General features: G+C 59.7%; 16 protein-coding genes. 7 read left to right on the top strand and 9 right to left on the bottom strand.

All coding sequences use genetic code 11. The features are described 5' to 3' along the window. Positions 1-2: 2 nt before the first annotated feature. The gene (locus tag EV286_RS27295) at positions 3-752 is read right to left on the bottom strand and encodes a ParA family protein (protein ID WP_092718218.1); all 750 of its coding nucleotides are present in this window, start codon (positions 750-752) and stop codon (positions 3-5) included. 7 nt (positions 753-759) lie between these two features. After that, positions 760-1,158: a hypothetical protein gene (locus EV286_RS27290; protein ID WP_132960394.1), complete on the bottom strand. Its 399-nt coding sequence runs from the start codon at positions 1,156-1,158 to the stop codon at positions 760-762. On the opposite strand from EV286_RS27290, the gene EV286_RS27285 reads away from it, so the two are divergent. From EV286_RS27285 to EV286_RS27265, 5 genes are read left to right on the top strand one after another with little or no spacing between them, the layout of a single operon-like run. Then, positions 1,149-1,967 carry a nuclease gene (locus tag EV286_RS27285; protein WP_245500848.1) on the top strand — a complete coding sequence of 273 codons (819 nt, stop codon included), beginning with the start codon at positions 1,149-1,151 and terminating at the stop codon, positions 1,965-1,967. The two genes, EV286_RS27290 and EV286_RS27285, sit on opposite strands and share 10 nt — an antisense overlap. Before the next feature lie 17 nt (positions 1,968-1,984). Continuing rightward, entirely contained in the window at positions 1,985-2,617 is a 633-nt protein-coding gene (locus EV286_RS27280) for a thermonuclease family protein (RefSeq protein ID WP_132960393.1), read from the top strand. After that, positions 2,614-3,237, top strand: coding sequence for a thermonuclease family protein (locus EV286_RS27275; protein ID WP_132960392.1), 624 nt, complete (start codon positions 2,614-2,616; stop codon positions 3,235-3,237). The genes EV286_RS27280 and EV286_RS27275 overlap by 4 nt, the downstream gene beginning before the upstream one ends. After that, positions 3,238-3,549: a hypothetical protein gene (locus EV286_RS27270; protein ID WP_132960391.1), complete on the top strand. Its 312-nt coding sequence runs from the start codon at positions 3,238-3,240 to the stop codon at positions 3,547-3,549. A gap of 8 nt (positions 3,550-3,557) precedes the next feature. Then, positions 3,558-3,929 carry a hypothetical protein gene (locus EV286_RS27265; protein ID WP_132960390.1) on the top strand — a complete coding sequence of 124 codons (372 nt, stop codon included), beginning with the start codon at positions 3,558-3,560 and terminating at the stop codon, positions 3,927-3,929. Between the two features lie 593 nt (positions 3,930-4,522). Here EV286_RS27265 and EV286_RS27255 read toward each other — a convergent pair. Continuing rightward, positions 4,523-4,864 (bottom strand): helix-turn-helix transcriptional regulator, encoded by a 342-nt coding sequence (locus tag EV286_RS27255; protein ID WP_132960388.1) that lies wholly within the window; start codon positions 4,862-4,864, stop codon positions 4,523-4,525. A 367-nt stretch (positions 4,865-5,231) separates the two neighbouring features. On the opposite strand from EV286_RS27255, the gene EV286_RS27250 reads away from it, so the two are divergent. After that, positions 5,232-5,525, top strand: a complete 294-nt coding sequence (locus EV286_RS27250) for a hypothetical protein (protein ID WP_132960387.1) — start codon at positions 5,232-5,234, stop codon at positions 5,523-5,525. Positions 5,526-5,534: 9 nt separating this feature from the next. Next, a complete protein-coding gene (locus EV286_RS27245) occupies positions 5,535-6,881 on the top strand; it encodes a hypothetical protein (protein ID WP_132960386.1) in 1,347 nt (448 codons plus the stop codon). A gap of 58 nt (positions 6,882-6,939) precedes the next feature. Here EV286_RS27245 and EV286_RS27240 read toward each other — a convergent pair whose 3' ends face one another. The 6 genes from EV286_RS27240 to EV286_RS27215 all read right to left on the bottom strand — a co-directional run bounded on the left by EV286_RS27240 (position 6,940) and on the right by EV286_RS27215 (position 14,101). Further along, positions 6,940-7,293: a hypothetical protein gene (locus EV286_RS27240; RefSeq protein ID WP_132960385.1), complete on the bottom strand. Its 354-nt coding sequence runs from the start codon at positions 7,291-7,293 to the stop codon at positions 6,940-6,942. Positions 7,294-7,385: 92 nt separating this feature from the next. Next, positions 7,386-10,178 (bottom strand): type IV secretory system conjugative DNA transfer family protein, encoded by a 2,793-nt coding sequence (locus tag EV286_RS27235; protein WP_132960384.1) that lies wholly within the window; start codon positions 10,176-10,178, stop codon positions 7,386-7,388. Continuing rightward, the gene (gene virB11, locus EV286_RS27230) at positions 10,147-11,196 is read right to left on the bottom strand and encodes a P-type DNA transfer ATPase VirB11 (protein ID WP_132960383.1); all 1,050 of its coding nucleotides are present in this window, start codon (positions 11,194-11,196) and stop codon (positions 10,147-10,149) included. The genes EV286_RS27235 and virB11 overlap by 32 nt, the downstream gene beginning before the upstream one ends. Further along, the gene (gene virB10 / locus EV286_RS27225) at positions 11,193-12,527 is read right to left on the bottom strand and encodes a type IV secretion system protein VirB10 (RefSeq protein ID WP_132960382.1); all 1,335 of its coding nucleotides are present in this window, start codon (positions 12,525-12,527) and stop codon (positions 11,193-11,195) included. Before virB10 ends, virB11 begins: the two co-directional genes overlap by 4 nt. A gap of 9 nt (positions 12,528-12,536) precedes the next feature. After that, complete coding sequence (locus EV286_RS27220) at positions 12,537-13,349, bottom strand: TrbG/VirB9 family P-type conjugative transfer protein (RefSeq protein ID WP_245500847.1); 813 nt, start codon at positions 13,347-13,349, stop codon at positions 12,537-12,539. A 17-nt stretch (positions 13,350-13,366) separates the two neighbouring features. Beyond that, on the bottom strand, positions 13,367-14,101 hold the full coding sequence (locus tag EV286_RS27215) for a type IV secretion system protein (protein WP_132960380.1): 735 nt from the start codon (positions 14,099-14,101) through the stop codon (positions 13,367-13,369). Positions 14,102-14,127: the final 26 nt, after the last annotated feature.

Genomic DNA, 14,127 nt, shown 5'->3' with positions numbered 1-14,127 from the left:
GCTCAGGCAGCCTCCGCCTGCAGAAGGCCGATGAACTCGTTATTGATCTTTTTTACGAGATCTATCGCGTCAAGCACGCTTTCTGAGGCGCGCCGCTTGGCCGACGGCGTCAGCGCCGGATTGCTCTCGATGCTGGCAAGCTTGGAATAAAGCGACCCGAAGCCGGCGCCGACGTCGCTGAAATGATTGCTCTTGCGGATGACCGTGTCGACCATCGGAATTCGGCCGCTCGTCAGGATGGCATGGACTTCCGGAAGGGAGCGATTGTGCTTGAGGGCGATCATGTCCACGTAGTTCCAGATCGCCGCATATGGAATTGGACCCTGCACCCGCTTCCTGGAAATCTCCTTGAGGATCGTCGCCACCTTGATGGCTGAAGTCGCGGCCGTCGGTTCGGGTATGACAGGAATGAGGACTGCATCGCATTCGTGATAGACCTCGATTGCCCGCTGGTGAACGTATCCGCCGACATCGTAGATTCGGATATCCGCCGCAGGGGCCTCCGCGAGGCGATCTGCAAACCGGTCATCCGGCGCGACCCGCAGATGCAGCAGCGTGCCGTCGGTGGGGAGCAATCCCCGTTTCATGGAGACATTGTACCACCGCGTCGACGATTCCTGCTCGTCGCAATCGATGAGCAGTGTCCGGTGGCCCTGCTGGGCGAACTCGGCTGCAAGATTGACGTTCAAGGTTGATTTGCCGGCGCCACCCTTGAAGGTCGAGATCGCGAGCGAAAGTGGTTTTCCTGTCATGGAGCCCTCAGCCTCGAAGATTCGCTTGGCTCCGCGCCTGCTGGCGGGCCGCGACCAGATCATCGTTGAGCCTGTTGGCTTCGCGCTCCCGGGCTGCATCTGCCTTGGGATCGCTCCCCGGCCAAAACTTCAGGATCGGCAGGAAAAGGAGCACGAAGAAGGTGATTGTCACGCCTTTGAACCAGTGGGACTGCTCGTAAAGGTCCGCCGCCCATTGCCAGAGCGCCCGCGTCCATTCCGTCGGTAGCAAGAGGTAAGATAGCGTCAGCGCAAGGCCGCAGGCCAGGAAGGCGGCGATCACCACACAGGCAGCCACGACGACCAGAAGGTTGGCGACTAAGACCAGAAACCACATTGCCCTGAAGGGAAAAGTCACGATCCTGATGGCCTTTCGATGTGCTGACATCTACCTTCTCCGTGCGCACATTTGAGTGTCAGACCAAACATATCGCAATCCTCGCGGTATTTCCAGACTTGCACTGCAGTATAATTTTGTGCATGCTTCGCGACAGCCAACTGATGACGGATTCACGCATGAACCCCGGCGCGCGGCGGCTTACCCGCCTCCTTTTTTGCACCATTGCATGCACGCAGAACGCCCTGGCGATTGCCGCGGAGGACGATGCTGCTTCGAGAATCGTCAACTCCTATCAGAAGGCTTACGCAGAGGGGCGCGATCTGATCCCTCCTCCCGAAACAATCCTCGATACCTCATCGATAACCGAGCGGCTCGACCTGCAAACGATCATGCCGGAGGGCGCCCTGAGCGGGAGTGCGTTTCTTGCCTCCGATGGGACCATCGTCAAACTGGCGGGTGTCCAAGGCTGTCTTTCGGTCGAGCAGCTGGAATTCGCTGGCCAGCGGACGACATGCGCGATGGTTTCACTCGCCGGTTTGACCGCCACGCTCGGCGAAGCCAAGGCGGTTGCTGGCAACGCATTTCCGTGTCATTTCCTTGGGCAAAACACAGGCACGCCGACTGTGCGCTTTGCCGAGTGCTTTTTTGTGAAGGACGGCGACGCACAATCGCTCTCGGAGGTGCTTATCGCCAAGGGATTGGCGTTTGCTGCCCATGACCGTGCCGGCCGCGCGATATTTCCGGAATATGCGCAGTCAGAGGAAAGCGCGAAGAGAACAAAGACTGGCATCTGGGCGAACGCCCACTTCACGCATCCCTACGGTGAGCGCTATCGCGCCAATCCTTCCATGAACTGATCGCGATGAGGTCCCTGATGTTGATGTCCACGCTCGCAGCCTCCGGCCTCTTTGCACGCATTTCGATGATGCCGATGCTCGCCGGGACGAACCACCCAGAACCTCCTCGCCTCCAGGCTCCGATCATCCATATTCAGGCGCTTAAGAGCGAAGGGGCCACCGCAGGCAGCCAGGAAAGCGATCGAACCCAATTTGTCCCGTTTCCGGTGCAAGCGCAATTCGAAACCGGCGACACCTGGCTTTCCGCCGGTCGGCGATATCGTCTTTACGGCCTGCAAACGTGTCTCCGCGGAACCTCTGTCACGATTTCTCCCGGCGTCATCAGGGACTGCGGAGAGCTCAACCTGATCATGGCACAGGCATTAATCAAGGACACGAAGCCCGTCTGCGCGACGATCAAGGATCTCGACCAAAACAATGCTGTGGTGGCCTGCCAAACGACATCAGGCCAGCGGCGTTATGATCTGGCGACCTATATGATTGCCGAGGGGTGGGGATTCGCCGCCGTCGACACCAGCGGCCATTTGATCGTTCCCGGCTACAGGGGGGCTGAAGAAAGTGCAAGATCGGCACGCGCAGGCCTTTGGGCCTACTCCGACATGCCTCATCCCGTCGCAGTCCTGGCCGGCCAAGCGAGAGCGCAGCGATGAGTGGTGCATCATTGTCGATGTTGCTGATGATGATGACGGCGACCGCCGCTTCGGCGCAAAACCGACCGGCCGATATCCCTCGGCAGATCTTCGGAAAAGTCCAGGTCGTGGATGCCACAACCTTTGAATTCAGGAAGAGCGGACAAACCGTGCGGCTTGCAGGATACGAAGCCCCTGGCCTCGAACAAACAGCAACAAGCGATGGCGTCGACTGGCCAGCAGGTCAAGTTTCGCGGGCCTGGATGATCCTCCGCACACTTGGGCAGGACGTCAACTGCGCACCCATTGCTCGCGACGCGAACGGTCTGATCCTCGCGCACTGCTTTGTTGGTGAGACGAACCTCGCCGCCACGGCGATTGCAGAAGGCATTGGCTACGCGTTCAACTACCGCGGCGAACCTCAGGTCCCCGCCTATTTCGATATCGAGAGGAAGGCCCGCGGCCTGGGGTACGGCGTCTGGTCGTCGCCGGATCTTCTTCCTCCTTGGCTCTACACCGCGTCCGTGGCGACCGGGGACAAAGCGAGGGCCTCTTCACTGGAACCTGACGGCGACTTGCCCCTGCCCTTGCCCGTGGGCCCCGCCAAGTCACTGACGCCTAATGAAGCACATGGAGGTTGAATGAACCGCATTAATGGAACCGCTGTAGCGCTCATATTGCTGTCCGGATCCGCTTCGGTAGCGATCGCGCAGGACGGCGCCACACAGAATCAGATCGAGCAGCGCGATCCCGGCTTTTGCGGGGCCGGAGGGGCGGGTTGCGATCCTGCCGAGGTGCAACGGTGGAAAGCTGTCGGCAACAGGCTCGCCGATCTCTCATCAGCCGATCTCAGCCAGTACGCCTATGCCTGTGCAAAGCATAGTGAGTGGAAGAGAGACTGCGAGACCGATCCGGCCGCCATCCTGAAACGCCTTGGGATCGAGGGATATTGAAGCTGGCGATGAACAAGTTTTCCGGTGGCGCGGTCCTAGCAGCGGTAATCGCTTTCCTGGTAGGCGCATTCGGCGGCTATGCGATCAACGAAGTGAGGAAGAGCGGGCAGGAGATCGATCTCGAACAGGAGATCACCCGGCTAAAAGACGAAGCGCTACAGAAGACGAGCGGTGACGCTCCCAACGACGAGGAGGCGAACGCCGCAATTGCCAAGTCGGGGCGGTCTATGCGGATTTCTGAATGCAAACCGCGTCTGGCCGCGCCGGGTGTGACGTGCACTGGCATCATTACAACGACCACGGGGTCATTTGCCGGGGCCAGGCAACCAGGCGTCCTTTCCTTTGCGAAAATTGACGGTGCCTGGACGCAGATTCAATGAACAATCTGAAGGAGCGAACAATGAGACCGACGCTGATATTGGCCGCAATCATAGTTGGTTCGGCCTCTGCGCCATCGGTGACCCCGGCGAATGCCGAGGATGCATCCTGGGGATGCCAGGTTCTCCTTTGCGCGGCGTCGCAGAACCCGTCCTGGCACGAGGTTCCCTACTGCGTTCCCCCCATGACAAAGCTCATTGCGGCCATGAAGGAACCGGGGTTTTCGTGGCCAATCTGCCATGAGGCCAGTGCCGGCAAGCCGGGTCACGAAACCTACGAAGACTGCCCTGTAGGAACGACGGTGGGCTATAGCTCGCAAGGAAACAACGGCGGGGGAGGCGAGCCCGATCAATGCATCAAGACCGTCGATATTTGCCGATCTGCCGGTCAGCGCGCTTCTGACGCCGACCTAAGGGGCACTGTGATACGCCGGAGCTTTGGCGATCGAGGCGATAGCTGCATCGAGCAGATCGCGACTCCGAGGCCACGCCGCGCGGACCCCTACTTCTTCGATATCCCGAATGACCAGGGCGTGAAACAAAGGTTCTGGTTCAACCTGAACCACTAGGGCCGGAGCATGCAGCTACCGACGCGATCAAGAGGACGGGTTGGCGGCCTTCCTTTTTCGGCGGCGCGCTTTTTTCGCCGCTATCCGGGTAAGGTCGTCTTCCGTGACCGTGAACAGATCCTCGATAGAGACATCCCAGACGCGCGTCATCTTGTCGAGCGTCGTCAGCTTCACATCCCGCATTCCACGTGTCACTTGCGACATATAAGCTTCCGACACGCCAAGCTGCTCGCCCAATTCCTTGTTCGTCAGTTTTCGTTCGGCCTTCAGGCGGTCAAGCCCGATAGCAAGTCTCTCCTGGAAGGAAAGTGTCTTCGGGTTCGTGACGTCTGATGGCTCATCGGGCGCCTCGCCCTTTAACGTCGGCATTGGATGCCATCCTTGTCAGGAGGCCCCATGAAGTGATCGCCGAACGGTAGGCGCCGACAACAGGACGCGAGCGCGCGCCGACAGCTGCTTGAATATTCCGAAATTCTGCCGCTAATTCGATGCATGAAGTTATTCAGAGTCCCCGAAGGTAAGCGTAAACGGTTTGTTGTTCATCATTCACATGCGACTGTTCAGCCATAACGTTTAATACACCGCGGCCGATAGCCGGGGCAAGGGACCATGCTCCCGTCCAGGCCTTGCTTAAGGCCGTGATCGGCGTTTTCCTGTGCTTGCACACCAATCTCCAATTGCGCCAAACTTTAACTGCGGTTAAATTTTGGCCGGTTCTATCAAACGGAGAAAACTGATGGGGTGGCTCGAGCGGTTTGGCTATCGGTTAGACATGCGGCAGTTAGGAATAGCGGCCCTGTTCCTGGCACTCGCATTCATCGCTGCGCGGGTGGCCTTTAGAGATAGTCTGACCCTTGGCTATGCGATGGTCATCCCCTCCTACATCTTCCTGTCCGTCGCGATTGAAGGTGCTCGGACAGGGAAAGGCAGCTTTTGGGACATTCGTGGTTGGGCGGAGACGGCCATCGCTGTCGCTGGTGCCGTGGGTGTCGGATATCTCGGCTTCAACCTTTGGTCGATCGGATACTGACGGCAATCCATGCGTATCGTGGTCCGCAACAGCTCGACTCATGTGTTGACTGAACTGAGCGACCGCGAGGCGGTCGCGTTACGGGCATGGTACGGCAACGCTGCCTCCAACGACGACGAGGCGATTGCGCTTGCGGTTATCCGGCGCGTCAAGGTGATGAATGGCTGGATCGAATGCGACTGCCTGGACGGGCGACACCAGCCGTTGCTTGCCCCGATCCAGCAGGAACGTACGTTTACCTTGAGACGGCTAACCGCGAAGGATGAGGTTCCCGGCCGGCACGACAAACGACCAAATCACGCGCCATCCTGTCCATTCCACGTCGACAAAGATGCCGACCCCGCCCTCTTTGATCGTGGCTTTCGTCTTCGCCCACTGCCGAGATCCGATCGCACCTACATCGATGCACTTCCCGCCATTCCCGTCCGCCTTGCCGACGTCTCAGGTCAAGATCCCTCCCGATCGACAGAACGAAACGACCGGCCATCAAGACTCGGAGGCATCTTGTGGCGAATGCTCGAGAAGGCGGGCACCAACGTGATCCCGCCGCTACAGGACGAGCCCGATCTCAAACTCGGAAATCAGCTCGCCCGGCTGCGCTTGGCCGCCAGGGAACTCAGGGTGCTCAGGACCTGGACACTGAATGCGCTTCTATCGACCTGGGCTGCGGACTATTGGAATCCCGACAGCCGTTGGCAAGGGTTGCTTGCGACCTCTCGCCCCGACTGGCCTGAAGGCCTTCGCCGCACCGGGTTCATGCTGCTGTTCTCAACCACCGTATCCACGCAGGCGATCATGCCAGCATCTTCCTCGCGAACAATGGACATCCTGGCGAAGGTTCGACAGCCGCTCCGCGGCGATCCGGCAAGTCGAGGGCCATTTCTGACCCTGCTGAACGTGGATTTTCAGGAAGACGATGAAGGCCCGGCTCGAGCTGTGCAGGCCTATGCCCAGCCCGTCTACAACGGCGATACGCTTTTCCCCGTCGAGTCCGGATTTGAGCGTGACGTTTCCCATCTGCTGTTCTGGCTTCAGCAATCGCTGTTCGATGCTGCGCCAGAACTCCGGATCTCAATTATCAAGCCACTCTTCGCGTCGGAAACGCCCATAGGTCTTTGCAGGCCAGACTTCGTCTTGGAAATTGCATATAGAGACCACCCACCGCGCAGACTCCTCGTTGAGGCTTTTGGGATGGAGACGGAGGAATATCGGGAGGCCAAGGAAAAAACCATTCCGCGAATGAAGCACCTCGGGCCGATCTTCGGCATTTTTCCCGAGGATCTTACCGGACCGAATTCCGAAGATACTGGGCGGCGGCTGCAGGCGTGGGTCCTCGACAAGTTAGGAGACCGCTGAAACTTGCGGCGGAACGCCGGGTCGATGATCCACGTGATGGAGATATCTTGGGCGGTTCTCAGGCGCCCCGGGATGGGTGCGCCGAGTCGCCATCAAGCTCGGATTCCGCTGCCTCGATCAGAGCCACCTGAGCACGGGACCGTATCTCCGGTGGGCAGCTGCCGAATATGGCGGACACAAGCCCTTCCGCGAGTTCGGCGATCGTCGGCGTCAGATCCGCCGGAAACAGGTGGTCCATGTCATCTACACCTGCTCCCCGGCGTAAAAGTTGTGCCTTGATAGCGCGCTTCTCCACGACGCGCTCCTTGATCATCAGCCAGAGGCCGGCGTTAGCCTTGGCTGCCACGACAATCCGTTCGAAACCGTCGTCTTTATAGAGATCTCGATTTGCGAGGTATCTGATTTCGGCCATGCATCTTCTCCTTCCGTCAGCCCAATTGAAACTGGCAAATGTCGCATCCCAATCTCGGGAGCGTATGCCCCATTTCGGCACCTCCTTACCGCCTATTCGACCCGGTCGACGTCGTCAGGTCGCGTGCTGTCTTCGCGCAGCGGATCGCGAGCAAGACTGGCAAATTCGCGCAGAAATGCCTTTGAACTATCCTCAGCCAGGCGTTCGGAGAGGGTTCCGATCAAGAGCTCGACATCGGCGTTCAACTCCATCGGGTCGAGCGAGCCCGCGTCAGCCTGCTCAAAAATTGCGTCGTTCAAGGCCTTGATGTCCGCTCCGAATGCGCCCCGGACCTCCTGTCGCCGCAGGAGGTCCGATCCAGGGGAAGTTCCAGCCTCGTCTTGGATATCCGAAGTGCGATCAAGCCGATGTCGCGGTCGTGGAGATCCCTGATAGACATTACGATCCAGCTTCGCCTGATCTATCTCGATACGGACGTTCTCGACCTCGATGGGGCCGGAACCGCGCGGCGCGGGGCGCTTTGCTGGGGGATTGGCCGTCGTACCGGGTTGCTTGTTCAGCGCAGGTTGCTTGTTTTCCTCCCGAGGCTCGTCCTCCGAGACGCCAGCTTCGCGCGTTTCGTCGAGATCCAGACGCTGACGCAGCTCATCGAGCGACGAGATATAAACATGACGTACGCCCTCCTTGACGATGAAGCGAACGCTCTGTGGCTCCCGAGGTCGCTCGACGGCGCCCAAATCGACGTCCATCCCGGCCCCCGACAATTGGCTCGCCGTTCTTGCGAACGGGGTTGGCGCTGGCGCGCTGGGCCAGACGGCCTCGCTATCGGCGATCGTCCACTCGACGGGCTCCATGCGAGGCCTGATTACCGGTTTGAATTTTCGAACCTTCGAAAACATCCGCTCTCCGCCCGAGTCGAGCTTCATGATGCGCATGAGCGGCATGCCGGTGACTTGAAGGATTGCCTCCTCCGGCTTCATCATCATCAACGTGTTGACGGGAAGCAGGTCGACCGACACCGGCACCTTCGAGATCGATCGTTGCCTGCGACCATGCCGATGGGAATAGGAGGACTGCTCTACCCACTCCGTCGTCCTTCCGGCGGCGGCCGAGACGGCGGCCGCGTCCTCCTGGTTCTGGAAGTTCATGAACAGCTTGATCGTCGACGCGCCCATCAGAATTTTCTGCCCGGACCGCTGATACAATCGTTCGAGCTGCGCACCGTCCTGCAGGATGAAGACGAAGCGAACACCGTTCTTGCGGATTAGTGGCGCAAGCGTCAGCACGGTGTCAATGCGCCCGCCGTTACCGAACTCGTCGAGCATCATCAGCACCTCGTGCTCGCCATTTCGCAACGGTCCCATCTGTACGAGCTTGTCGGCCATTTGCTGAATGAACATCGAAATCAGCCGCTCGTAGATCTGCATCGCGTTCCAGTCAGCCTGGATGAAGATCACCAATTTTCGCGTTCTGATCGTGTCGATCGGGATCGTGGTAATCGAGGTCAGCGCCTCCACGAGAGGGTTCTGTAAGAAATTGAGCTTGGCAACGATCTCCGCCGCTATCCCCTCCCCAAGCTTTTCATGACGGCCGGCGAATTTGGTGAGCTGCATGCGGGTCTGATCGGAAAGAACGGCCTCGTAATTTTCCAGGAGTTGGATGATCGCCTTGCGCTCATCAGACATCGAATTGAGGATGCGGTAGAGCTCGCTCAGCGACTTGCGGGTATCCGGGCATTCGAGCACAAATCCGAGCATCGCGGTGAGCAGGATCCTGGCGCTCTCCTCCCAGAAGTCTGAGGAATCAGAGCGGAGACGCTCCGGCAGCAACATCTGCGTCAGTTTCTGCAGGTCAGTGATCCGCTGGTTGGGATCGGCACTGATCAGGTCGAGTGGATTGTAACCGTCTGTAAATTTTGACCCTGGTGCCAGCAGGAAAATCTCGTAGCCCTGGTCCTCCAGATAGCCCGACGTTTCCTCGAACAGCTCGCCGCTCATGTCGAGGACCATCTGCGATCCCTTGAAGCTCATCATCGTCGGAATGACGAAGCCGCGCGACTTTCCCTGTCCCGGCGAGCCGATGACCATAACATGCTGGTCGCCGTCGTTGCGCAGAAGAAGGCCCTGCTTGAGACCGAGCACAATCCCGTGCTTATCGCGCAGCCGGAAATCGGCGGCATCTTTCAGGGTCGCCAGCCGCGCCTTGCCCATGATCATGCGCTGGCGTTTCTGGATCGCCGCCCCAATCGGAAACCCGACCAGCGCTCCCGCAGCGGCCAGGCCGGCGAGCGCCGCAAGCACTATCTGGCGTGACGGCCGCTGTAACGTACCGGCCGCGTCGGTGGCTCCAAAGGGGACCTGATACATCGCCGCGAGATGGGCCCCATAATAATCGGCGATAGCGGCAAACCCACCAGCTCTGCTTGCGACGAGATAGAAGACAACGCCGTAGACGATCACGGCGGCATAAGCGGCCGCGAAGATGAGTGCGGTATGCGCGATCAAGGTGAACATCGACCGGATATGCAGGAGGTAGAGGATCTTGCGCGACAGCGCCCTGCCGCCTTTGAGCATCCACAAGCACAAAAGGAAAAACAGAAACGGCGAGGCCAGGACTAGAGCCAGGATCGAGAGTCCGACGGTGTTTCGCGCGCGGATGACCGACCATGTATAGGCAATACCGTCGAGAACGCGGGCCTGCGCAATGTAGTCGTAATAGGAGGTCGACCCGAAGGATGTGACGTATAGGTCGTAGATCAGCGTGAAGAACAGCAGCCATATCAGCACGGCGCCGAGAACGGCGACCGGGAATGTGAAGGCCGAGACCTCCTGAAGCTTCGTCCACTTCGGGCGTTCAGCCTCTGCGCCCGTGGATACGCTTGCCATCTTCGTCCACCTCGTCTGCAAAATAGATCTCGCTGACACCGCGGCCGCCGGCAGCATCGCTCTTCTTCAACTGGACCACGATCGGGATGATCGAGCGGATGTAGCGGATGATATCGTCGCGCTCCATGCGGACATTGCTGTTGAGCACCAGCGTCGACAGCCGGTTGAAAGCGTGATGCGGCGAGTTTGCGTGAATGGTCGACATCGATCCCGGATGGCCGGTGTTGATCGCATTCAGGAAGTCGAAAGCCTCGTCGCCGCGTAGTTCGCCCATGAAGATCCGGTCGGGCCTGAGGCGCAGTGCAGAGGCCAGAAGGTCGGTCATCGTTACTCGCGCCTCGCCCTGGCCACCTTTCGAGACGAGCAGCGAGACGACATTTTCCTGGCGCGGTTCCAGCTCGGCCGTGTCCTGCATGAGGATGAAACGCTCATGATCCGGGATCGCCGTCAGCATCGTATTGAGGAATGTCGTTTTACCGGTGGACGTGCCGCCTGAGATCAACATGCTGCGATGGTTGATCGCCGCGAGCTCCAGAAACGCGCGCGTCCTTCCGGCCCGCAGCAGGCGCGACAACTCGATATCGACATCATCGATGTAGTCGTCTCCCGTCACCTTGGTGAAGCGGAAAGCTCCGGCCCTCTCGTAGTCGTCGAGGTCGAAGCGCCGGATGAATTGCTTGCGGATGGAAAAGGCGTGACCAGTGGCCGAAGTGGGATTGAGCACGAACTGGACGCGCTCGCCGTCGGTGAGCGTCGCCGAGAGTAGCGGATGTTCGGCATTGACGGTCTGCTTGGTGAACGAGGCAGCGCGGGACGCCATATGGCTGATCGCCTCCTGATCAAGCCCATCGATCTCTTGCCTAATCATGCTGAGCTGGCCGATCCGCTCGAGCCAGATTTCGTTGCTGCGCTGGCAAGAAATCTCGACCACCACGGGATCGTCGAGAAAAGGTCGGATGGGTTCGAGCGCCTCGGAGAGAAAATGCTGTTCGGCGGAGATCGATAGGCGCGCGTTCATTTGCCGGCCTTCTTTCTGCGCAAGCGGTCGAACTCTTCGCGCACCGGGTCCGGATAGAGATCCGAGAAATCAAGGTCCCGCGTCACGAACACCGTAATATCGGAGCCCTGAGCAATATGGATCGTCGGCTTGATGTTGCGCGTATCCTGAAAGGCCTCGGTCGCCAATTGCTGGATGCCCGATGCGATGGTCTCGGAGGCGATCTCGCGCGCGCGATCCTGCGACGTGGGTCCGTTGTCCTGAGGAATGCTGGTCACGGTTCCGTCCGTATTGACGATCGTGATGTTGCGATCCTGTTTCTGACCGAGCTGGGCAATGTATTGCGTCACCCCGCCGATCATGGTCAGGAGCGCCGGCGGTCCGAACCGCTCCCAATATTTCCGATCGACGACACCTGTCATGCCGGAGCGGCCGAGACGGTCCGTACCGTAGGAGCCGAGCTGGACCGAAACGCCGTCGCCGCGGATCATGCGCGTCCAGACGATGAACAGGCGTTCCTGGCCGCGTTCCACACCAGACTTGTAGTCGCCGATCAGCGAGGAGCCGGCGGGTATCAGGATCCGCCGGCCGTCGAAGGAATAGACATCCTCTCGGACGATCGCCTTCACCATGCCGGCAAGGTCGGAATTGACCGCCGTCTCCAGCGTGCCGCGGATCATCGTGCCCTGCGGGATCCAGGCATCGATACGGCGGTTCTCGGCGGCGACCGAGACCTCCACCCCCTGGCCACCCATCGCTTTCAGAAAGGCGCGATCACCATCGACCGCCCCGCCAGTGTCCCCAATCGCCGTAGATGCTCCGGCCGTGCTGTTCGCCCCGAACAGACCAGCTCCTGAAGTATCGGACGAAGCCCGTGCTGCACCGTTCGTTTGTTCGGACTGATCGAAGACAACGGCTGTAGAGCGCACGCGCTCGAGAAGCTTAGCCTGCCGGGCGAGCTCGATGCATTTTGGATTGTCCGGGTTGTTTCCCCTTGAGCAATCGACATCGACCGGCGGCGCGATCTGGACCGGGGCCGGGATCACAGGGGCCGGCGGAGGGGGTGGTGGCGGAGGTGGCGCCTCGGGCACCTGGACAGTCGGCAAGGGCGGCGGCGCCGGCGGATTGAAACCTTCGTTTCTCGGCGCCTGGACCGGACGGAACTCTTCCCGTGGGGTGTTGTCGACTGTCGGTTCCCGCTCCCCGCCGGAAAACAGGAAATAGAGAACGGCGCCGATGCCGGCGATCGCCGCCACCACGGCGACCGGCCGCATCAGCCCGATGCCCGAGCGCCTCACCTGCCCGCCAATCGCTGTGTCGTTTTCGATCGAATGATAGTTCGGATCAGACATCGTGCCTCCCTATCGTAATTTTGATGCGGCGCTGACGCCCGCCGAGCCGAGCCGCTTGGGCGCGACCGCTCCCTCGATAGGCGCCGGCACATCGGCTGGGGCGGTCCTGAGATTGAACAGGCAGGTCTCGTTCTCGGTGCCGTAGCGCAGCGTCCATTGCCGCGAAACCGTGTCGATGACGATGTAGTCCGCCTCACGGCGATAATTGACGAGGCTCTCCCGCCGTTTGTTATCGACGATAATGATCGCCGGCACATCGCCGGTGAATTTCATGAAGGTCTTCAGGCCGTCGTCGAACACCCACAGTGGCTTGGCGGCATCGCTGCCCTTGAAGCCATAGTCGTAATTGATCTTGTCACGGCGGATGTTCTTGATGTTGGGGTTGCGCTCGGCGTCCTGCGCCTGCTTCCAAAGCTCGGCCGTGCCCTTCAGTCCGGCATCTTCTGGGTACATGAACTGCAGCTTGAAGGTCTGGTTCTGGATGGCCTTGCTCTCGTTCACCTCCAGATCGAACGAATAGGTGCGCTTTGTGGTCACGACCGAGAGGTTGGTCGGCGCGTCTTTTTCCATCGGCTTCAGGGTGAGGGAGCGCCTGTCAGCCGATGTGAGTATCTGCCAGGAGACCGTGTCACCGGCGACGACCTGGGTGATCTCCTCATCGGCACCGAACAGGATGGTCGTCACCATCCCGTAAGTGCCGGTCACGACGAAGACCTGCTCGGCCGAATAGGGCAAGGTCCGCACCCGAGGATCGAGCCTGCCAGGCCGGGCAATGAGCTCGGCCTGCGCCGATGATGTTGCCAGGAGCAGTGACATGATCATTCCAGCCATCCTCCGTCTCATTGAACGAGCCCCGAAGGCATGGTTTCAGGAACCTTCACATATTCGGTGACGACGAAGCCAAGCGGGTTATAGAGCCGGACTCGGTTGCTGGCCGGCAGGTTGATCTGCTTGTAGCGAACCGTCGCGGACCACCGATTGACGACCTCGCCTCCCCGCTGCCGCTCTCTCGTCTCGAAGCGCACTGACATGGTCGAGGCGTTGAGTGGATTGACCGACAGGATTTCCGGCCGGATCTCGCCAGTCGTTCCCATGGTCTTGACCGGGCCTCTCGGATTGGAAGGGTTCATCCACTCCGAATAAGCCTTGAAGGCTTCCGCATCGGGATCCGACCAGAGGGCGATCATGTCGAAGTTTTCGGAGAGATAGCGGGGATCGTAGGTCTCGCGGCGGATGACGTAGTTACCCACAAACGAGGCGCGAACGGCTTGGATTTCGGAGACGTTCGAGCGGTCCTTGTCGAGCGTCGTCACGGTTTCCATGTAACCGGTGTTCTTGTCGACGATGAGCGGCACGACCTCTGTGCGTACGAGCGGGAAGAGCTGCGCCACGGAAAAGGACAGAACGCCCGCGACGATCCAGCCTGCCACTGCAAAGACCAGCAGGATGAGACCGATCAAGGTCCGCAGCGAGCGGTTCTTCTCCCCCCATGAGAGGTGTTGATCGTAGATGTCTTGCGGGCCGGGGACACGATCGGCCGGCGCCGGCTTCAACTGCCTTTTGAACAATGCCAAATCTTAAACCTCGAAGTCGCAATGAG

The organism is Rhizobium sp. BK251 (genome assembly GCF_004345245.1).
Classification (GTDB): domain Bacteria; phylum Pseudomonadota; class Alphaproteobacteria; order Rhizobiales; family Rhizobiaceae; genus Rhizobium.
This window is presented reverse-complemented; position numbering and strand designations above follow the sequence as displayed.

What these genes read in the sequence shown, in the direction of transcription:
- EV286_RS27295 (WP_092718218.1), bottom strand. Translation starts at nt 752, where the DNA reads ATGACAGGAAAACCACTTTCGCTCGCGATCTCGACCTTCAAGGGTGGC.
- EV286_RS27290 (WP_132960394.1), bottom strand. Translation starts at nt 1,158, where the DNA reads ATGTCAGCACATCGAAAGGCCATCAGGATCGTGACTTTTCCCTTCAGG.
- EV286_RS27280 (WP_132960393.1), top strand. Translation starts at nt 1,985, where the DNA reads ATGTTGATGTCCACGCTCGCAGCCTCCGGCCTCTTTGCACGCATTTCG.
- EV286_RS27275 (WP_132960392.1), top strand. Translation starts at nt 2,614, where the DNA reads ATGAGTGGTGCATCATTGTCGATGTTGCTGATGATGATGACGGCGACC.
- EV286_RS27270 (WP_132960391.1), top strand. Translation starts at nt 3,238, where the DNA reads ATGAACCGCATTAATGGAACCGCTGTAGCGCTCATATTGCTGTCCGGA.
- EV286_RS27265 (WP_132960390.1), top strand. Translation starts at nt 3,558, where the DNA reads ATGAACAAGTTTTCCGGTGGCGCGGTCCTAGCAGCGGTAATCGCTTTC.
- EV286_RS27255 (WP_132960388.1), bottom strand. Translation starts at nt 4,864, where the DNA reads ATGCCGACGTTAAAGGGCGAGGCGCCCGATGAGCCATCAGACGTCACG.
- EV286_RS27250 (WP_132960387.1), top strand. Translation starts at nt 5,232, where the DNA reads ATGGGGTGGCTCGAGCGGTTTGGCTATCGGTTAGACATGCGGCAGTTA.
- EV286_RS27245 (WP_132960386.1), top strand. Translation starts at nt 5,535, where the DNA reads ATGCGTATCGTGGTCCGCAACAGCTCGACTCATGTGTTGACTGAACTG.
- EV286_RS27240 (WP_132960385.1), bottom strand. Translation starts at nt 7,293, where the DNA reads ATGGCCGAAATCAGATACCTCGCAAATCGAGATCTCTATAAAGACGAC.
- EV286_RS27235 (WP_132960384.1), bottom strand. Translation starts at nt 10,178, where the DNA reads ATGGCAAGCGTATCCACGGGCGCAGAGGCTGAACGCCCGAAGTGGACG.
- virB11 (WP_132960383.1), bottom strand. Translation starts at nt 11,196, where the DNA reads ATGAACGCGCGCCTATCGATCTCCGCCGAACAGCATTTTCTCTCCGAG.
- virB10 (WP_132960382.1), bottom strand. Translation starts at nt 12,527, where the DNA reads ATGTCTGATCCGAACTATCATTCGATCGAAAACGACACAGCGATTGGC.
- EV286_RS27220 (WP_245500847.1), bottom strand. Translation starts at nt 13,349, where the DNA reads ATGATCATGTCACTGCTCCTGGCAACATCATCGGCGCAGGCCGAGCTC.